The 20469-nt window shown below is 64.1% G+C and carries 14 protein-coding genes and 1 pseudogene; 9 read left to right on the forward strand and 6 right to left on the reverse strand.

Features of this window, described 5'->3' with window-relative positions; translation table 11 throughout:
* Positions 1-153: 153 nt before the first annotated feature.
* From NKH49_RS13565 to NKH49_RS13590, 6 genes are all read right to left on the reverse strand, one after another.
* Entirely contained in the window at positions 154-399 is a 246-nt protein-coding gene (locus tag NKH49_RS13565) for a MoaD/ThiS family protein (RefSeq protein ID WP_023675441.1), read from the reverse strand.
* Positions 399-2663, reverse strand: coding sequence for a xanthine dehydrogenase family protein molybdopterin-binding subunit (locus NKH49_RS13570; RefSeq protein WP_352767312.1), 2265 nt, complete (start codon positions 2661-2663; stop codon positions 399-401). Before NKH49_RS13570 ends, NKH49_RS13565 begins: the two co-directional genes overlap by 1 nt.
* A 2-nt stretch (positions 2664-2665) precedes the next feature.
* Entirely contained in the window at positions 2666-3142 is a 477-nt protein-coding gene (locus tag NKH49_RS13575) for a (2Fe-2S)-binding protein (RefSeq protein WP_352539334.1), read from the reverse strand.
* Positions 3142-4002: an FAD binding domain-containing protein gene (locus tag NKH49_RS13580; protein ID WP_352539333.1), complete on the reverse strand. Its 861-nt coding sequence runs from the start codon at positions 4000-4002 to the stop codon at positions 3142-3144. The genes NKH49_RS13575 and NKH49_RS13580 overlap by 1 nt, the downstream gene beginning before the upstream one ends.
* Before the next feature lie 137 nt (positions 4003-4139).
* The gene (locus tag NKH49_RS13585) at positions 4140-5783 is read right to left on the reverse strand and encodes an MFS transporter (RefSeq protein WP_352926296.1); all 1644 of its coding nucleotides are present in this window, start codon (positions 5781-5783) and stop codon (positions 4140-4142) included.
* A gap of 232 nt (positions 5784-6015) precedes the next feature.
* Positions 6016-7047 carry a histone deacetylase family protein gene (locus tag NKH49_RS13590; protein ID WP_352926298.1) on the reverse strand — a complete coding sequence of 344 codons (1032 nt, stop codon included), beginning with the start codon at positions 7045-7047 and terminating at the stop codon, positions 6016-6018.
* Between the two features lie 141 nt (positions 7048-7188).
* Between NKH49_RS13590 and NKH49_RS13595 the strand changes: the two genes are divergently transcribed.
* The 9 genes and pseudogenes from NKH49_RS13595 to NKH49_RS13635 form a co-directional block, all read left to right on the forward strand.
* Positions 7189-8856 carry an amidohydrolase gene (locus NKH49_RS13595; protein WP_352926300.1) on the forward strand — a complete coding sequence of 556 codons (1668 nt, stop codon included), beginning with the start codon at positions 7189-7191 and terminating at the stop codon, positions 8854-8856.
* A gap of 139 nt (positions 8857-8995) precedes the next feature.
* On the forward strand, positions 8996-10090 hold the full coding sequence (locus NKH49_RS13600) for an ABC transporter ATP-binding protein (protein WP_352469565.1): 1095 nt from the start codon (positions 8996-8998) through the stop codon (positions 10088-10090).
* The gene (locus NKH49_RS13605; RefSeq protein ID WP_352469566.1) at positions 10090-11010 is read left to right on the forward strand and encodes an ABC transporter permease; all 921 of its coding nucleotides are present in this window, start codon (positions 10090-10092) and stop codon (positions 11008-11010) included. The genes NKH49_RS13600 and NKH49_RS13605 overlap by 1 nt, the downstream gene beginning before the upstream one ends.
* Positions 11003-11803 (forward strand): ABC transporter permease, encoded by an 801-nt coding sequence (locus NKH49_RS13610; RefSeq protein WP_352469567.1) that lies wholly within the window; start codon positions 11003-11005, stop codon positions 11801-11803. Before NKH49_RS13605 ends, NKH49_RS13610 begins: the two co-directional genes overlap by 8 nt.
* A 23-nt stretch (positions 11804-11826) precedes the next feature.
* On the forward strand, positions 11827-12861 hold the full coding sequence (locus NKH49_RS13615) for an ABC transporter substrate-binding protein (RefSeq protein WP_352926303.1): 1035 nt from the start codon (positions 11827-11829) through the stop codon (positions 12859-12861).
* Between the two features lie 147 nt (positions 12862-13008).
* Complete coding sequence (locus NKH49_RS13620) at positions 13009-14190, forward strand: serine hydrolase domain-containing protein (protein ID WP_352926304.1); 1182 nt, start codon at positions 13009-13011, stop codon at positions 14188-14190.
* A 119-nt stretch (positions 14191-14309) separates the two neighbouring features.
* Positions 14310-16622, forward strand: a complete 2313-nt coding sequence (locus NKH49_RS13625; protein WP_352926306.1) for a Tex family protein — start codon at positions 14310-14312, stop codon at positions 16620-16622.
* A 238-nt stretch (positions 16623-16860) separates the two neighbouring features.
* Positions 16861-18066 carry an acyl-CoA dehydrogenase gene (locus NKH49_RS13630; protein WP_352918208.1) on the forward strand — a complete coding sequence of 402 codons (1206 nt, stop codon included), beginning with the start codon at positions 16861-16863 and terminating at the stop codon, positions 18064-18066.
* A gap of 443 nt (positions 18067-18509) precedes the next feature.
* A pseudogene (locus NKH49_RS13635) lies at positions 18510-20360 on the forward strand (transglutaminase family protein); the annotation flags it as partial.
* Positions 20361-20469 lie beyond the last annotated feature (109 nt).

Raw genomic sequence — 20469 nt, forward strand, 5'->3', positions numbered from 1 at the left:
GGGCATTGCCCCTTCGGCACGACACCGATGCGCCCTACACGCAACGTGATCAGAATGCAGAATCTTCAAATGCCCGTCAACGGGGCGGCGGATGCGGCCGCGCTCGGCCATGGTGGCGATGGGATCGCTGCGCGGCTTGAGCTCGAGCCCAAATCATCCCCCGGCAAGGCGCGGCAGCAGGAAAATCTCCGCCCCTTCCGGCAGTTCCTTCGACCAGGTGTCGCGATAGATCGTCCCGTCGATGGCGACGGCGATGCCGCGATCGATGTATGGCTCGAGGCCGGGATACTGTTCAGCCAGTTTCCTGAACAGCTCCCGAATATCCTTCGCCTCGATCTCGACCTTGCTCTTGCCTCCGGCGATCGCGCCGAGCGACCCCCAGAGCGTTACTTCGACCATCAGCCTCCCCGTTCCGCCTCGATCGCCGCCAGAATGCGCGGCGGCGACATCGGGATATGAGTCATGCGCACGCCCGCGGCGTTCGACACCGCATTGGCGATCGCCGCCAGCGGCGGCACGATCGAGGTCTCGCCGACGCCGCGCACCCCGTAAGGATGGTTGGGATTGGGGATCTCGAGGATCTGCGTGTCGATCATCGGCAGGTCCGAGCAGACCGGGATGCGGTAATCCAGGAAACCAGGGTTCTGCAGCCGCCCGTCCTTGCCGTAGATATACTCCTCGTTGAGCGCCCAGCCGATGCCTTGCGCGGCACCACCCTGGTATTGCCCCTCGACATAGGTCGGATGCACCGCCTTGCCGGCGTCCTGAACGACGGTGTAGCGCAGCACCCTGGTGGAGCCGGTCTCGGGATCGACCTCGATATCGCAGATATGGGTAGCGAAGGAGACGCCGGCGCCGTCGGCGACGAGCTCACTGTGGCCTGCGATCGGTCCCCCCGTCTTCCCTGACGCGGCTGCGATCTCCTTCAGCGACAATGCTGCAAGGTTGCCGTATTTCTCGCCCTTGGCAATCGCGTGACCTTTTTCCCAGACCACGTCGTCGACGGGTATGTCCCACATCTGCGCGGCGCGTTCCCGCAACACCTTGATGGCGTTGCGGGCGGCCGAGATCGTCGCCATGGAGGAGGAGAAGGTGCCGCGGCTGCCGTCCGTCATGTCGTTGTAGCCGAGGCTGGAGGTATCGGCGACCACCGCCTTGACCTGCTCATAGGGGATGCCGAGCTCCTCCGCCGCGACCAGCGAAAGCGACGCGCGGGAACCACCCACATCGACCGTGCCGACGGCAAGCGAGACCGAGCCGTCCATGCCGATGTTGAGGTCGGTGCAGGTCTGGCCACCGAAATTGAACCAGAAGCCGCAGGCCATTCCGCGGCCCTGGTTCTTGCCGAGCGGCGCCTTCATGTGCGGATGGTTCTTCACCGCCTCCAGCGTCGGCCCGATGCCGATCGGGCCGTATACCGGTCCATAGGACGATCTGGTGCCTTCCTGCGCCGCGTTCCTGATCCGGAACTCGACGGGGTCCATGCCGATCTCCTTGGCCAGCTCGTCGACCGCACTTTCCACCGCAAACGCCGCCATCGGAGCCGACGGCGCGCGATAGGCCGCGGTCTTGGGCCGGTTGACCAGCACTTCGTAGCCGACCGTCCTGACGTTCTCGAGCTTGTAGCAGGCAAAGGCCGTCATGGCGCCGATCTCGGCCCACGTACCGGCATAGGGGCCGCAGCTATAGCGCAGCGTCGCCTCGGCCGCCGTGATCGTGCCGTCCTTGCGGGCGCCGATCCGAACGTCGATCGAGGTGGCGCTGGTCGGGCCGGAGGCGCGGAACACCTCGTCGCGCGTCATGACCAGCTTGACCGGCCGCCCGGCCTTGCGTGACAGCGCCAGTGCCACCGGCTCGGCCCAGACATGGGTCTTGCCGCCGAAACCGCCGCCGATCTCCGAGGAGGTGACGCGCAGCTTCGAGGCTTCCATGCCAAGCAGTTGGGCGCAATGTTGGCGGTAGACAAAATGGCCTTGCGTACAGACCCACAGGTCGGCGGTGCCGTCGGAGCTGACATTGGCCACGCAGGCATGCGGCTCGATATAACCCTGGTGCGTCTGCTCGGTCTTGAAGGAGCGCTCGACGACGAAGTCGGCCTGGCCGAAACCTACGTGGATGTCGCCATGGCCGTACTGGGTGCGCTTGGTGACATTGGAAGGCTTGACGGGCTTTTGCTCGAGGCCCTCGGTGAAGATGGCGTCGTTGACCAGAGGTGCGGAGTGCTTCATCGCCTCGTCGACGTCGGTGACATGCGGCAGCACCTCGTAGTCGACCTCGATCAGCTTCAGTGCCTGCCTCGCCGTGCGGGCATCGACCGCAGCCACCGCGGCCACGGCATGGCCGTCATAGAGCGCTTTCTTGCGCGCCATGCAGTTGTCGAGGATGTCGTACATGGCGGCATCGCCGTCGGTGAGGTCGGGCAGGTCGGCCGCGGTGATCACGGCCTTGACGCCGGCGAGCTTCTCCGCCTTCGACGTGTCGATCTTCCTGATCGTGGCATGCGCATGGGGGCTTCTGAGAACGCGCCCGACCAGTTGCCCGGCCATGTTGAAGTCGGCGCCATAGCGTGCGCGGCCCGTCACCTTGTCGACGCCGTCGGGACGGATGGGACGCGTGCCGACAGAGGTGAAATTGCGTCCGGAGTAACGCGGATCGAAATTCATCGTCATGCTCCCTTCATCACGCTGGCCGCGTCCTGAACGGCACGCACGATCTTGTCATAGCCGGTGCAGCGGCAGAGGTTCCCGGCGAGGCCGAAGCGGATCTCCTCCTCGGTCGGATCGGGGTTCTTGGCCAAAAGGTCCTTCGCCGCTATCAAAAAGCCCGGCGTGCAGACGCCGCATTGAAGTGCGGCGTGCTCCAGGAATTTCTGCTGCAGCGGATGCAGCCTGTCGCCGTGCGCCATGCCCTCGATGGTCTCGACGTGCCGGCCCTCGGCCTCCGCGCCGAGCACCAGGCACGAGCACACCAGCCGATCGTCGAGGATGATGCTGCAGGCCCCGCAGTCGCCGGTGCCGCAGCCTTCCTTGGCGCCCGTCAGCCCCAGGCGATCGCGCAGGACATCAAGCAGCGTCTCGTCCGGCTGGCAAAGGAACTCGACATTGTCGCCGTTGATTGTCGTTGATACTGCCACACCAGCCATCATTTGCCTCCTGCGCGTGCATAGGCGGTCGTGGCGGCCCGCTTGGCCAGCACACCCGCGACTTTCCGTCTGAATTCGATGGTGCCGCGCTTGTCGTCGATCGGCCGGCAGGCGCCCGAGCAGACCTTGGCGAGCCTCTCCAGCGTGGCTTCGTCCAGCTTGGAGCCGATGAGAACCTCGGCGGCCTCCTCGACCAGAATCACCGTCGGCGCCACGGCGCCCAACGCCAGACGGGCGGATTTGACGCGACCCTGCTCATCGAGCGTCAAGTTCACGCCGGCGCTTACCACCGCTATGTCCATCTCCGTGCGCGGAATGAAACGCAGATAGGCATCGCCCGAACGCGGCAGACGGCTGTCGAGCAGGATTGCCTCGATGATCTCGCCCTTGGCCAGCGACGTCTTGCCCGGCCCAGTCGGCACCGCTTGCACGGCAATCGTGCGCCTGGTTCCCGGGCCGACGACCACAGCCTTGGCGCCAGCGGCGACCAGCGCCGGCACGCTGTCGGCGGCCGGCGAGGCGTTGCACAGATTGCCGACGATGGTGCAGCGTCCCTGCACCTGCTTCGAGCCGATCAGCTTGGCCGCTTCGACGACACCGGGCCATGCCTTCTGCAGGGCCGTGTTCTCGCCCAGCACGGCGCAGGGGACCGCCGCGCCGATGCTGAAGCCCTCGGCTGTTTCCCTGATCTCGCCAAGCCCGTCGATCGCCTTGATGTCGACGATCAGGTCGGGTTCGATAAAGCCGCCTTTCATTCGCACCAAGAGGTCGCTGCCTCCGGCGAGGATGGCGGCCGTGCCGGCTGAACCGGCCAACAGGCCGGCGGCGTCTTCAATTGAAAGCGGACGTATGTAACGCATCGTCTCCCCTTAGTGGTCATGGTCACACCAACTGATATAACCGTCTCTCCACAATGGCCATCCTGTTCGTGCACTCGCGGATTGGGCCAGGCGCCGCAATCTCATTTTGCTCGTCCAACTGGACGCACCGCCAGCCACTAATGCTCGATCGGTCCCTTCGGCATCACCAGCGCGGTGCCGGCTGTCGTCGGGCGCTCGATCATGCGGCGGACGCGCGGTGGCTCGTTGCCGCTGTGCAGCGCCCTTATGCGCTCGCCGATGACGGCGTCGGCGTAGGTGGCGCGCCGATTGTGGCGGATATATTCGACCCAGGTCGGCGTGTGGTAGTGCTCGATCCATATCGAGGGATTTTCGAGATCGCGCGCCAAGGTCCAGTTGCGGGCGCCATCACGGCGGCGGATGCGGCCGCGCTCGGCCATGGTGGCGAGGAATTCCGGTACGTCCTCGTTGCGGATGACATATTCGATCATGATGGCGATGGGACCGCTGCGCGGCTTGAGATCAAGCGCCAGATGCGGCTCCTGAAAACGGTTGAGCGGATCGAGGTTGAGCACGGCCTGCTGCGGCAGCGGCAGCAGCAGGCCGATGGCGCCTCCCGCCAGCATGGCGATGCTGGCCGCCATCAGGGCGACTTCGGCGCCATGCGCGTCGGCAACGACACCCCAGACCCAGCTGCCGAGCGCGATGCCGCCGAAGGTCGCGGTCTGGTAGACCGAAAGCACGCGGCCGACCACCCAGCGCGGCGTCGACATCTGCACGGTGACGTTGAAATGCGAAAGCGCCGTCACCCAGCAGGCGCCGCCGAGCAGCAGGCCGAGCGACGTCTGCCAGGCATGATTGCTGACGGCGGCGTTGAAGGCGCAGACGGCGAAACCGGCGAATGCCATGCGCACCATGGTCTCGCTGGACAGCAGCTGCCGCAGCCTGACGCTGGTCAGCGCGCCGCCGACGGCGCCGATGCCGAAAGCCCCTAACATGATGCCGTAGCTCAGCGCATCGCCCTTGACGACGTCACGCGCGACCAGCGGAAGCAGTGCCAGGACCGCGCCGGCGCTGAAGCCGAAGGCCGAGCTCCTGACCAGCACCTTGCCGATGTTGGGCGACATGGCGACGTAGCGCAGGCCTGCGCCCATGGCGGCGCCCAGCGTCTCGCGGGGCAAGGTCGATGCCGGCAGTTCCGGCCTCCAGCGGGCCAGCACGATGATGAGGCCGACATAGCTCAGCGTGTTGACGGCGAAGGCCGCGGCAGCGCCTGCCGCGGCAACGATGATGCCGCCGATCGCCGGGCCGACGCTGCGCGTCAGGTTGAAGCCCATCGAGTTGAGCGCGATCGCCGCCGGCACCTTGGTGCGAGGCACCATGTCGCCGACCGAAGCCTGCCAGGACGGACTGTTGAGCGCGGTGCCGCTGTCGATCAGGAAGGTGAAGGCGAGCAGCGTCCACGGCGTCATCAGGTCGAGATAGGTGAAGACGGTCAGAAGAGCCGAGACGACGAGCATGAAGATCTGCGCGATCAGCATGATTTTGCGCCGGTTGAAGCTGTCGGCGATGGCGCCGGCCAGCAGCGCGAAGAGCATGATCGGCAAGGTGGTCGAGGCCTGGACCAATGCCACCTGGTAGGACGAGGTGGCGATCGTCGTCATCATCCAGGCGGCGCCAACGCCCTGGATGAGGCCGCCGAAATTGGAGACGAGGCTGGCGGACCACACCGCCCGGAAGATGCCGTGCCGGAACGGCGCCAGCGCCGAGGCGCTTTCGCTTTCCGGTGTGTCGTCGTTCATAAATGCCTTCCCGGGCTCAAATGCGTTTGTTCTTCCGATCAATCGGCCCCGCAAGCCGTGGGTTCAAAAAATAGAACATCATTTCGCAAAGGGCGAACGCATTCTGGAAAAACATCATGGTCCAACAACAAGATAGCGGGCGGGTCAGCGCGTGCCGCCGCAGGCTGAACGATCGGTCAGGCAGGCGGTACCGCGAGCGCTGCCATGTGATTGGCAGGCACCGGCGGCACTTCTAGCGGTCCTCGAAGCCGGTCAGCACGCCGACGGCGTTGATGCCGATCTCCTCAACGGCGTAGCCGCCTTCCATGACGAACAGCGTCGGCAGGCCGAGCCTGGCGATGCGGCGGCCGATCCTGGGATAGTCGCCCGTTTTCAGCTTGAACTGGCTGATCGGATCCTTCTCGAACGTGTCGACGCCGAGTGAAACCACGACGACGTCAGGAGCATAAGCCGAAAGCCTCGTGCAAGCGTCCTCGAGCGAGGCGTTCCACACGTCCCAGCCGGTGCCGAAGGGCATCGGGTAATTGTCGTTGAAGCCTTCGCCGTCGCCCTCGCCGCGTTCGTCGGCATGGCCGAGGAAGAAGGGATATTCGGTCATCGGATCGCCATGCAGGTTCAGCACCTGAACGTCACCGCGGCGATAGAAGATCTCCTGGGTGCCGTTGCCGTGGTGATAATCGATGTCGAGGATCGAAACGCGCCCGGCGCCATGGTCGCGGAACCATTGCGCGGCGACGGCGGCGTTGTTGATGAAGCAATAGCCGCCCATGAAGGCCGCCCCTGCATGGTGCCCTGGCGGGCGGCACAGCGCGAAGGCGGAAGGCTCACCGGCCTTGACCAGCGCGGCGGCGGTCAAAGCGACGTCATAGGACGACTTGATCGCATCCCATGTGCCTTTGACGAACGTTGCCCCACCGTCGAAGGAGTAGAAGCCGAGCAGCGCATCGATGCCTTTCGGGCGCACGTCGCCGCGCAGGCCGCGCGTCGGCCAGGTGAAGGGAATGGCCGAACCGCTGCGGCCCGACGCTTCCCAGAGCGGCCACACGGTCGGCAGGAAATCGATGTAGTCGCTGGCATGCACCTTCCTGGCGGCGGCGAGGTCGTGGCTTTCCGGCGGCAGGATCGGACCGAGCTTCTCGCTCTCCACCCGCGCCCTGATGAACTCGGCGCGCGACGGCTTTTCAAAGGCCGGCACGATGGCGCCGGCGATCAATTCGACATTGCCGGAATGGCCGGCATGGAAAGGCGAAAAAACAGTCTTCATGAAATTGTTCCGTGGTGAGACGCGGCGACCCTAACCGTCCTGCACTGCCTTTCACAAGGCGCTGGGCCAACCAGCCATGGCTTGCTGGCCCGGCAGCCGGTCGTCTAGCCTGCCGGCAGCGCAACCGACCTGCGGGTAATCATGAGTTCAAATGCCGACCTGATCGTCACCAATGCCCGTGTGCTGACCATGGACGAAGGCAATCCGACAGCCGAGGCGGTGGCGATAAAGGACGGCAACATCCTGGCGGTTGGCGATCGCCGGATGATCGAGGCGCTGAAAGGGCCGGCCACGAAGATCATCGATGCGCAAGGCGGGTCGGTGGTGCCGGGCTTCATCGAAGCGCATATGCACCTTTTCGGCGGCGCGGCCGAACTGGACAATCTGCACCTTCAGGGCGTGCACGGCTTCGATGCGCTGAGCGACGCGATCCGCGCCTACGCTGCGGCACGGCCGAACGCCAAATTGCTGCTTGGGGCCGGCGTCGACTATACCATCCTTTCCAAGGAAGAGCCGGTCACCCGCCATCATCTCGACCGCATCATCGCCGACCGGCCGTTCGCCATGTCGGCTTCCGATCACCACACGATGTGGGCCAACACCAAGGCGCTGAAGCTGGCCGGCATCCTGCACGGCAAGCAACTCGGCCTCGGCAACGAGATCGTCATGGGCGCCGACGGCCTCGCGGCCGGCGAATTGCGTGAGGGCGAGGCGTTTGGGCCGATCCTCGAGCTTTCCGGGCAGAACCGCGTGCGGCTCGGCCTTGCGACAGGCGGCGAGCCCGAACCGTACCCTTCCGCAGCCGAAGTCGCGGCCGATCGCGACCTGATGCATCGCGGTCTGGAATGGTGCGCCCGCCACGGCATCACCTCGATCCAGAACATGGACGGCAATCTCTACCAGCTCGAACTGCTTGCCGGTTTGGAGCAGGAAGGGCGGCTGCTCTGCCGCACCAAGATACCTTTTCATTTCAAGAACTTCATGACGCTCGACAAGCTGGAAAAGGCATCGAGCATGGCCAACTCCTATCGATCGGAATGGCTGTCGTCCGGCATGGTCAAGATGTTTTACGACGGCGTGCTTGAAGGCTGGACTGCGGTCATGGTCGACGACTATGCCGACCGGCCGGGCTGGCGCGGTGAGCCGCTGTTCACGCCAGAGCATTTCGCCGAGGTGGCAGTGGAGGCCGACCGGCGCGGCCTGCAGATCGCCGTGCATTCGATAGGCGACGGCGCTGTGCGCGCGGTCCTCGACGGTTACGAGGCGGCGCGGCGGAAGAACGGCAGGCGCGACAGCCGGCACCGGGTCGAGCACATCGAGGTCACCACTGCCGCCGACGTGCCGCGCTTTGCCGAACTCGGCGTCATCGCCTCGATGCAGCCGCCGCACCCGCCCGGCGCCATGGACTTCCCGCTGGAGCCGACGCTCTCGCGCATCGGCCGCGAAAGATGGCCGCTCAGCTATGCCTGGCGGACGCTGAAGCAGGCGGGCGCGCATGTCGTTTTCGCTTCCGACTGGCCGGTGTCGCGGGTCGACCCGATCCTGGGCATTCAGGCGGCGGTGCTGCGCAAACCTTGGGCAGAGGGCGATCCCGACCAGAGCTTCTCGCTGCTGGAAGCGCTTGCGGGCTATACGGTCGAAGGCGCCTATGCCGAATTCATGGAACACCGTAAGGGCCGGCTGAAACCAGGCTATCTGGCCGATCTGGTGGTGCTGTCGGCCGATATCGAGGCAACTGAACCGGCTTCCTTGCACAAGGTGCGTCCGGTCAGCACCATCTGCGGCGGCAAGATCACTTACCGGGGTTGATGATGGCGCTGACTATGGCATGGGGCTTGCGTTCTGAACCGAGATCCAGATGCATGGTTGCCAAGCCGACCGGCATATGCTGACAATCGAATGGGAACTGGATCCGCCATCAAGAGCGGACATGAAAATGGGGTAATGCGTGCCGGATCAACCGGGTAAGAGTGCAATCGAGGTCCGCAGCGTCCGCAAGGTGTTCGGTACCGGGGACGCACAAGTCGCCGCTCTCGACACGGTTTCGGTGTCGATCCGCGAGAACGAGTTCTTCACGCTGCTGGGGCCGTCGGGCTGCGGAAAGACGACGCTGCTCAGGCTGATCGCCGGCTTCGATTTTCCCAGCGAAGGCGAAATCCTGCTGCACGGCCACGACATCGCGCCGCTGCCGCCGTTCAAGCGGCCGGTCAACACCGTCTTCCAGTCCTATGCGCTGTTCCCGCACATGACAGTGGCCGAGAATATCGGCTTCGGCCTGGAGATGCTGGGCAAGCCGAAAGCCGAAATCAAGGCACGCGTCGCCGAGATGCTGAAGCTGGTCAAGATGGAGGCGCTGAGCGGCCGCCGCACCAGCCAGATCTCCGGCGGCCAGCAGCAGCGCGTCGCACTGGCCCGCGCGCTGGCGCCGCAGCCGAAAGTGCTGTTGCTCGACGAGCCGCTGTCGGCACTCGACTACAAGCTGCGCAAGGAAATGCAGATCGAACTGAAACGGCTGCAGCACCAGACCGGCATCACCTTCATCTTCGTCACCCATGACCAGGAAGAAGCGCTGACCATGTCCGACCGCATCGCCGTGATGTCGGCCGGCAAGATCCTGCAGGTCGGCACGCCCTGGGACATCTATGACAAGCCGGCCGAGCGCTTCGTCGCCGACTTCATCGGCGAAACCAATTTCCTGACCGCGGCCATCACCGGCATCGGCAACGGCAAGGCGCGCGCGACACTAAAATCCGGCGCGACGATCGACGCGACGGTGGCTGAGGGCTTCCAGCCGAAGGAGAATGCGACGCTGGTGGTCAGGCCGGAACACGCCAAGCTGACCGGCGGCAAGGGCGATCTTTCCGGAACCGTCGAAAACATCGTCTATTTCGGCACCGACACGCATATTCATGTCCAACTGGACAGCGGCGAAGCCTTCACCGTGCGCCAGCAGAACACGCGCAGCGCAGGCTGCGGTTTCGAGCGGGGCGACAAGGTCGGCGTCTCGATCGGCAACGACGCCGCGCAAGTGCTGAGGGATTGATGGCGAGCGCGGAAGAAGTCGCCAAGGCGGCCGAACGGCGCGACATCCGCGACCGCTGGCTGCTGTCGGCGCCGGCCCTGCTGATCATCTTCCTTGCAGCAACCGGTCCCTTGCTGATCGTGCTGGTTTATTCGTTTTTGACGCCCGGCCCTTATGGCGACGTGAAGTGGCAATTCTCGCCCGAGGCCTGGACATCGGTGTTCATGGAACGCGACATCTTCGACGACACGCTTTCCATTGCTGCCGCCCATGTCACTATCTTCTGGCGCTCGATCAAGCTTGCCATCGTGACCACGATCGCTACTTTGGCGCTTGGTTTTCCTACTGCCTATTTCATGGCGACGCGCAGCGAGAAGACGCGCGATCTCTGGCTGTTCCTGATCACCATACCGTTCTGGACCAACTTGCTGATCCGCACCTTCGCGGTGCTGCAGATCATCCGCAACGAGGGGTTGATTAACACGGTGCTGCTCAAGCTCGGCATCATTTCGGCGCCGATCCAGATATTGTTCACCGATACGGCGATCCTGATCGGCATGGCCTATGTCTATCTGCCGCTGATGGTGCTGCCGATCTACGCCAGCATGGAAAAACTCGATTTCCGGCTGGTCGAAGCCGGCTACGATCTTTATGCGACACGCTTCCAGGTGCTCAGGCGTATCATTTTCCCGCTGGTCAAGCCGGGCGTCATCGCCGGCTCCATTCTGGTGTTCATTCCGGCGCTCGGCGCCTATGTCACACCGGTCCTATTGGGCGGCGGTAAGACCATGATGCTTTCCAACCTGATCGAGCTGCAGTTCGGACAAGGCCGCAACTGGCCGCTCGGCTCGGCGCTGTCGATCGCCGTCATGGTCATCGTCATGGTGGCGCTGCTCGCCTATGTGCGCAACACCGGCCGGTCGGAGATGCGTCATGGCTAGCAGCTTCGCAATCAAGCATCAGCCGGGATTCACCGCGATCGCCGCGACCTGCTTCGTCGTGCTCTATCTGCCCATCGTCGTGCTGGTCGTCTATGCCTTCAACGCCGCGACCTCGACGTCGGAATGGGGCGGCTTCTCGCTCAAATGGTTCCAGTCGGCGTGGCAGAACACGCAAGTCATCGACGCCACCGTGCGCTCCTTCCAGATCGGCGCCATCGCGGCGATCCTGGCCACGATCTTCGCCACCATGGCGGCGCTCGCCACCACGCGCACGCCGCCCTATCCCGGCCTGACCTTCAAATATGCCGCCATCAACCAACCTCTGATGGTGCCGGAGATCGTCACCGGCGTGGCGCTGCTGATCTTTTTCTCGCGCATCAAGATATTCACCGGCTATTCCGGGCTCGGCTACCTGATCGCGGCGCATACGGCCTTTTGCATTCCGTTCGCCTACCTGCCGATCCGGGCGCGGCTGGAGAACATGGACCTGACGCTGGAACGGGCCGCCGCCGATCTCTATGCGACGCCGTGGAAGACGTTCCGCCGCATCACCCTGCCGCTGCTTTGGCCCGGCATCCTGGCCGGATTGATGCTGGCCTTCGTAATCTCGCTCGACGATGTCGTCATCACCGAGTTCGTGAAATCGGGCGGCCAGGACACGCTGCCGACCTACATGCTTGGCCAGATACGTCGAGGCATAACGCCGGAGATCAACGCGATATCGACCGTGTTCCTGCTCTTGTCGGTCGCCATCGTGACGTTGTTTTTCTTCATCAGCAGGAAACGGGACTGAAAATCGAAAATGGGAGCTAAAACATGAACTGGAAGACATCAGCGACCGCCGTCGGGTTGGCGCTGCTCGCCTCGACAAGCGGCGCTTTCGCGGACGGCGTTTTGAACATCTACAATTGGGGCAACTACACCAGCCCCGACGTGATCAAGAAGTTCGAGCAGAAATACAACATCAAGGTGACCATCACCGACTACGATTCGAACGATACGGCGCTGGCCAAGGTTCGCCAGGGCGGCACCGGCTTCGACATCGCGGTGCCTTCGCAAACCTTCGTGCCGATCTGGATCAAGGAAGGCCTCGTTCAGGAGACCGATCCCGGCAAGATGGAGAACTTCAAGAACGTGGCGCCGGAATGGGCCAATCCCGATTTCGATCCCGGCCGCAAATATTCCGTGCCATGGGCCTGGGGCACGGTGGGTATCGTGGTGAACACCGATGTCTACAAGGGGCCGTCGGACAGTTGGGGCATCATCTTCAACACACCCGACGAACTGAAGGGCAAGGTCAACGTCGTGCCGGAAATGAACGACGTCATGTTCGCGGCAACCAAATATGTCGGCGCCGCGCAATGCGCCAGCGACAAGGAAACGCTGAAGAAGGTGCGTGACACGCTGGTTGCTGCCAAGCCGAACTGGATCGCGATGGAATACAATACCATCGAGAAAATGGGCGCCGGCGATTTCAAGGCGACCAGCGACTGGAACGGCTCGGCCCTGCGCCAGCGGCTGGCGAACCCCAAGATCCACTATTTCTATCCCAAGGAAGGTTTTGGCCTCTGGAGCGACAATGTCATGGTCCTGAAGGAAGCCAAGAATGTCGAGAACGCCAAGCTGTTCCAGAACTTCATCATGGATCCGGAAAACGCCGCCGGCCTATCCGCCTTCCACCGCTACGCCAACGGCATTACCGGTTCCGACAAGTACATGCCGGCCGATATGAAGGATGCGCCGGAAGTCATCATCCCGGAAGACGTCAAGGCGCATGGCGAGCTGCAAAAATTGTGTTCCGAGGACGTGCAGGCCATCTACAGCAAGATCTGGACCGAACTGCAGAAGTGACCGCATCGTGATGGACCCGGCGGCAGGCGCCCGCCGGGTCCATTTTGTCCGCATTTTTTAACGTCGCCTATCGGTGGCGACACTGAAAGCCGTGCATGCCATTGCCGCGGCGCTCGCCTGAACCTCAAAGAAATCCGCAGGACCACCATGGCCGGCAAGACCGCGTTCGAAACCAGATATGGCTTTGCCCGCAAGGAGGTGCTGCTCGGCAATTGGCGGGAAAGCCCGTTCAACCGGTGGTCGTTCCAGAATGTCGGCGAGCTGGTGCCGAGCGCTGCCGTGGCGGCACAGCCGGGCAGCAGCGAGGCGCCGGCGCAGGATTTCGGCGGGCTACTTGGCGAAAAGGTCGCTCTTGCAGGCGGCGCGGAGACGGTCGCGGCGTTTCTCGCGCGCTCCGATACCGACGCGCTGACGATCATGAAACGCGGCAAATTCGTCGGCGACTGGTTCGCGCCGCATATGGAGTTTGGGGCGCGCCACATCGTCTTTTCGATCAGCAAGTCGCTGACCGCCATTGTTGCCGGCATATTGGAAGGCGAGGGGATTTTCGATCCGCAGGCACCGGTAAGCCGCTATCTGCCCGAAGCCGCCGGCTCGGCCTATGGCGATGCGCGTGTGCGGCACGTGCTCGACATGAGTGTCAGCCTCGATTTCGAAGAGGCCTATCTCGATCCGGAAAGCGCCTTCGCCCGCTACCGCCGCGCCATGCTGTGGAATCCAGGCGGGGGCATCGAGAGCCTGGCCACTTTCCTCACGACGCTGCAGGGCCTGGCCGAGCCGCATGGCCGGACGTTCCGCTACCGTTCGCCCAATTCCGACCTGCTTGGCATCCTGCTCGAACGTGCGTCGGGCCGGCGCTTCGACGATCTGATGCGCGAAAAATTATGGGAGCCGCTCGGCGCCGTCGGCGACGCCTCGGTGACAGTCGACGTGGAAGGCACGGCGCGCACTGCCGGCGGCATTTCGGTGACGCCGCGCGACCTTGCACGCGTCGGCGAGATGATGCGGCAAGGCGGCGTGGCCAATGGCCGCCGCGTCGTGCCGGAAGCCTGGATGCGCGACACGACCGAAACTGGCGGTGACGCCGAGGCCTGGCGGCGCGGCACGATGGCGTTCCTGTTTCCGCGTGGCCGTTATCGCAACAAATGGTACCAGACGGGCGCGGCAAGCGGCGCCTTCTGCGGCATCGGCATCCACGGCCAGTGGCTTTACGTCAATCCGAAGGCCGAAATTGTGATCGCAAAGATGTCGTCGCAGCCGGTACCGGTCGACGATCCGCTCGATCTGGATATGATTTCTTTCTTCGAGGCGCTGAGCCGGATGGTCTGATCCATCCAGGCAGCCCGACCTTTCCTGTGGACCTCTCGCCGGGTTGAAAATGGCGCAGTTGGCGCGGCAGTGCTCTGCGCCTATGGTCGCTGCTCGTTTCGACTAGCGACAGGTACGACATGGCATCCGACATCAAGCGCATCGCAACTATCATAGCCGCCGAGATCGCCGCCCGGCCCGAGCAGGCCGCGGCAGCGATCGGCTTGCTCGATGACGGTGCGACCGTGCCGTTCGTGGCGCGCTACCGCAAGGAGGTCACCGGCGGCCTCGACGACACGCAGCTGCGCGACCTCGCCGAGCGGCTGGCCTATCTGCGCGAACTCGACGCGCGCCGCGACACCATCCTTGGTTCGATCCGCGAGCAGGGCAAGCTGACCGAGGAGCTCGAAGCAAAGATCGCTGCGGCCGGCACCAAGGCCGAACTCGAAGACATCTACCTGCCTTACAAGCCGAAGCGCCGGACCAAGGCCGAGATCGCACGCGAGCGCGGGCTCGGGCTTCTGGCGGAAGCTATTCTCGCCGACCGTACGGCTGTACCCGCCGAGCTGGCGCTGGCCTACATCAGCGAAAACGTGGCCGACGCCAAGGCAGCGCTCGAGGGTGCGCGCGACATCCTGTCCGAACAGTTCGCCGAGAATGCCGATCTGGTCGGCAGATTGCGGACCTACATGAAGGAACGCGCCTTCCTGCGCTCGCGCGTCGTCGACGGCAAACAGGAGGCCGGCGCGAAATTTTCCGACTATTTCGACCATGTCGAGCGCTGGACCAACGTGCCGAGCCATCGCGCGCTGGCCATGTTGCGCGGCCGCAACGAGGAGGTTCTGTCGCTCGACATCGAAGTCGATGCCGATGACGCCTCTCCGGTGAAACCGGTTGAGCGGATGATCGCCGACGCCCACGCCATCGGCCGCCAGTTGCCGGGAGACCGCTGGCTGATGGAGGTCGCCGGCTGGACCTGGCGCATAAAGCTGTCGCTGCACCTGACGCTCGATCTGATGCGCGATCTGCGCGAGCGGGCCGAAGAAGAAGCCATCCATGTCTTCGCCCGCAATCTCAAGGATTTGCTGCTTGCCGCGCCTGCCGGCTCGCGGCCGACGATGGGGCTCGATCCGGGCATTCGCACCGGCGTCAAGGTGGCGGTGGTGGACGGCACCGGCAAGCTGCTGGCGACGACAACGGTCTATCCGTTCCCGCCGAAGAACGATGTGCGCGGCGCGCAGGCCGAACTGGCCAAGCTCATCCGGCTGCACAAGGTCGAGCTGATTTCGATCGGCAACGGCACCGGCAGCCGCGAGACCGAAAGGCTGGTGGCCGACATGCTGGCTGACATGCCTGCCGGGTCCGGGCCGAAGCCGCTCAAGGTGATCGTCAGCGAAGCCGGTGCCTCGGTCTATTCCGCCTCGGCAGCGGCGGCAGCTGAATTTCCAGGCCTCGACGTGTCGCTGCGCGGGGCGGTGTCAATCGCGCGGCGCCTGCAGGATCCGCTCGCCGAACTGGTCAAGATCGAGCCCAAGTCGATCGGCGTCGGCCAGTACCAGCACGACGTCGATCAGTACCGCCTCGGCCGCTCGCTGGAAGCGGTGGTCGAGGATGCGGTCAATGCCGTCGGCGTCGATCTCAACACGGCCTCAGTGCCGCTTCTGGCGCGGGTTTCGGGTCTCGGCGCATCGCTGGCCGAGGCGATCGTTGCGCATCGCGATGCCTCCGGCCCGTTCGCCAGCCGCCGCGAACTGTTGAAGGTCTCCCGCCTTGGACCCCGCGCGTTCGAGCAATGCGCCGGCTTCCTGCGCATTCCAAACGGCAGCGAACCCCTCGATGCCTCGGCCGTGCATCCGGAAGCCTATGGCGTTGCCAAGAAGATCGTCGCGGCCTGCGGGCGCGACGTCCGCTCGCTGATGGGCGACAGCGCCGCACTCAAGGCGCTCGATCCGCGCGTCTTCGTCGATGAGCGCTTCGGCGTGCCGACGGTGCGCGACATCCTGGCGGAACTGGAAAAGCCCGGCCGCGATCCGCGCCCCGGCTTCAAGACCGCGACCTTTGCCGATGGCATCGACGACATCAAGGATCTGAAGCCCGGCATGCGGCTTGAAGGCACTGTCACCAATGTCGCGGCTTTCGGCGCCTTCGTCGATATCGGCGTGCACCAGGATGGGCTGGTGCACGTCTCGCAACTGGCCGATCGGTTCATCAAGGACGCGCATGAGGTGGTCAAGGCCGGCGACGTGGTCAAGGTGCGTGTCGTCGACGTCGATATCAAGCGCAAGCGCATCGGCCTGTCGATGCGCAAGGATGGTGACGGTGGCGCACCGAAGCCGCGCGACAATGGCAGCAGGCCGGTGCCGCGCGCGCCCGCGCCCCAACGCCAGCCGGAGCCGCCGGCGCAGCAGGGCGCGTTCGGCGCCGCTTTGGCCGATGCGTTGAAGCGGAAATAATTTCGCGAGCCGGCTGTGGCAGGTCAGACGGCGGCGCTCGACATTGATGATCCATCACCAATGCTCATGGATCGGCGAAGCTATTTCGTTTGATTTTTTCAGGACGGGAGCCGATAAGCCGCGCGTTTCAAGATTTCTGTTTCGATGCATGTCGTTATCCCCAAGCTGCGGAACACCCTCGGGTCAGGCCCGCGGGCAAGCTTTGGGCGACATGCATGAGTTTGGGAGACCGAGGGCCATGGCCGCCGACAAGAACGCATTCGTCTGGGATGATCCTTTCCTGATCGAGGACCAGCTTTCGGAGGACGAGCGCATGGTGCGCGATGGCGCCGCGGCGTTTGCCGCCGACAAGCTCGCTCCGAAGATCGAGGAAGCCTATCTCGAGGAGAAGACCGACGCCGGGATCTTCCGCGAAATGGGCGAGGCCGGTCTGCTCGGCATCACCATCCCCGAGGAATATGGCGGGCTCGGCGCCAACTACGTCACCTACGGGCTGGTCGCGCGGGAAGTGGAGCGGATCGACTCGGGTTATCGCTCGATGATGAGCGTGCAGTCGTCGCTGGTAATGTATCCGATCCATGCCTATGGCTCGGAAGAACAGCGCAAGAAATACCTGCCGAAGCTGGCGTCGGGCGAATGGATCGGCTGCTTTGGCTTGACCGAACCTGATGCCGGTTCCGACCCGGGCGGCATGAAGACGCGGGCCGAGAAGACTGCGAGCGGCTACAGGATCTCCGGCTCGAAGATGTGGATTTCCAACGCGCCGATCGCCGACGTGTTCGTCGTCTGGGCAAAGTTGTCCGACGAAAGTGGGGGCGCGCATGACAACCAGATTCGCGGCTTCGTCCTGGAAAAGGGCATGAACGGGCTGTCGGCGCCGAAGATCGGTGGCAAGCTGTCGCTGCGAGCCTCGATCACCGGCGAAGTGGTGATGGAAGGCGTCGAGGTGGGCGACGACGCGCTGCTGCCCAATGTCTCGGGTCTCAAAGGGCCGTTTGGCTGCCTCAACCGGGCACGCTACGGAATTTCCTGGGGCGCCATGGGCGCGGCTGAGGATTGTTGGCACCGCGCCCGCCAGTATGGCCTCGACCGCAAGCAGTTCGGCAAGCCGCTGGCCGGTACGCAGCTTTTCCAGAAGAAGCTCGCCGACATGCAGACCGAGATCGCGCTCGGCCTGCAGGGCAGCCTGCGCGTCGGGCGGCTGATGGACGAAGGCAAGATGGCGCCGGAGATGATCTCGCTCGTCAAGCGCAACAATTGCGGCAAGGCGCTCGACATCGCCCGCCAGGCCCGCGACATGCATGGCGGCAACGGCATCCAGATCGGCTACCACGTCATGCGCCACGCCCAGAACCTGGAAACCGTCAACACCTACGAGGGCACGCATGACGTGCATGCGCTGATCCTCGGACGGGCGCAGACCGGGTTGCAGGCATTCTTTTAGGGTTCAGGCTCCGCTTCCAGGATGCCCGTGCCTGGTATCTCCCCTCGCAAAGCGGGAGATCGGCAACTTTCGTCGACCATGCCACATTTTGTTCTTGCTTTGTGCCGGCAGCTATGCTACTAATTTGGGTATGGTGCTAATTGGCTCCAACGACCCGCCCGCCGAGGCGGGTTTTTCTTTTTCGCTCTTTTCGACGAAGCATCGCGTGTGCTGCCGATCATCGATATCGGCGGGAAGCGCCCGGTGCTGACCCGCCGGACTTCGGCTCTGCAGCGTTGCAACGTCTTGCCGCCACACTGCGGAATCCCGGGGTCGGCGCTCCGTTTCGTGAGCTATGAAAGCTGCTTGATTTAGGTGCAGCGCAACATCTCTGCTTGGAGAATGGTCAGCATTCGTGTCAGGGTTCAGCGAACTCCTTTTGAAACGCCGACTTCAGGGGCACCATGGCAATTCTGGCAGCCGTCTATCACCTGACCCATTACAAATACGACCGGCCGGTCGTCTTAGGCCCGCAAGTCATAAGGTTGCAGCCTGCGCCGCATTCCCGCACCAAGGTGCTCAGCCATTCGCTGAAGGTCGGGCCGGCAAATCACTTCGTCAATCTGCAGCAGGACCCCTACGGCAATTTCCTGGCCCGCTTCGTCTTTCCCGAGCCGGTGACGGAACTGAAGATCGAGGTCGATCTCGTTGCCGACATGACGGTCTACAATCCGTTCGATTTCTTCGTCGAACCGTCGGCCGAGACGTTTCCATTCGAATACCCCGAAGAGATCCGGGACGATCTGACCATCTATCGAACGCCGGAACCGGCGGGGCCGCTGTTGGAGGCATTCCTGAAAACCATCCCGCGCCACCCGACCAACACCGTCAATTTTGTCGTCGACCTCAATGCGCGGCTACAGCGCGAGATCGCGTATATCGTGCGCATGGAAACCGGCGTCTTCTCGCCCGAGGAAACGCTGGCCGCCGGCAAGGGATCGTGCCGCGATTCGAGCTGGCTCCTGGTGCAGATACTGAGGAACCTCGGCATCGCCGCGCGTTTCGTCTCCGGCTACCTGATCCAGCTCAAACCCGACCTCGTTGCGCTCGACGGGCCGCCCGGCACGGCGACCGATTTCACCGACCTCCATGCCTGGTGCGAGGTGTATCTGCCGGGCGCCGGCTGGATCGGCTTCGACCCGACCTCCGGCCTGCTCACCGGCGAAAGCCATGTGCCGCTCGCGGCAACGCCGCATTTCCGCAATGCCGCGCCGATTTCCGGCATGGCGAGCTTCGCCAATGTCGAGTTCGGTTTCGACATGCGGGTCGACCGCATCGCCGAGCATCCGCGCATCACCAAGCCGTTCTCCGACGAGAGCTGGCAGGCGCTCGACGCGCTGGGCGTCGAGGTCGATGCCGCGCTCCAGGCCGGCGACGTGCGGCTGACCATGGGCGGCGAGCCGACCTTTGTCTCGATCGACGATTTCGAGGCGGCCGAGTGGAACACGGCAGCCGTCGGGCCGACCAAGCGGGAAAAGGCCGATGCCCTGATCCGCCGGCTGCGCGAACGCTTCGCGCCGGGCGGCTTCCTGCATTACGGACAGGGCAAATGGTACCCCGGAGAAAGCCTGCCGCGCTGGACGTTCTCGCTCTACTGGCGCGCCGATGGCGAGCCGGTGTGGAGCGACCCGTCGCTGATCGCGCATGAAAAGAGCGAGGCGGATGTCGGACCGATGCAGGCCGAGAGCCTGCTGACGGCGATTGCCGACGAACTCGGCATCGACAAGACGATGGTCAGCGAAGCCTATGAGGATCCGGCCGAATGGCTGCTCAAGGAAGGCAAGCTGCCTGACAACGTCGATCCTTCCAATTCGAAGCTGGAGGACCCTGAGGAGCGCAGCCGCATGGCGCGGGTGTTCGAACGCGGGCTGACCAAGCCGTCGGGCTATGTGCTGCCTGTCCAGCGCTGGAACAGCCAGGCGTCAGGACCGCGCTGGCGCTCGGAGAAGTGGAAGACGCGGCGCGGCAGGCTGTTCCTGGTGCCCGGCGATTCGCCGGTCGGCTACCGCCTGCCGCTCGGCACGCTGCCTTACGTGCCGCCGGCGCAGTTTCCCTATATCGTGCCGGTCGATCCATCGCTGCCGCGCGGCCCGCTGCCGGCGCGCGAGGCGATCTTGCCCGGTTCTGTTTCTTCGCCGGCTGCGGCCGAACTGGAAGGCGCCGACGAAATGGCGCGACGCCAGCAGGCCGTTTCCTTCACGGCCGCCACCGGCCAGCAGGACCGTGTCGAACAGGAGATCACCGAGATCGGCGGCGGGGGGGGCCCGCCCCGGGGGGTGTAGCCCCCCGCCGCCCCGCGTTGTTTGTTTTTTAATCACGGCGCGCGGCGGGAGGTGTATATATATATCAGGTGGGCGGGGGGGG

This window comes from Mesorhizobium sp. M1088 (assembly GCF_040318575.1).
Lineage (GTDB): Bacteria > Pseudomonadota > Alphaproteobacteria > Rhizobiales > Rhizobiaceae > Mesorhizobium.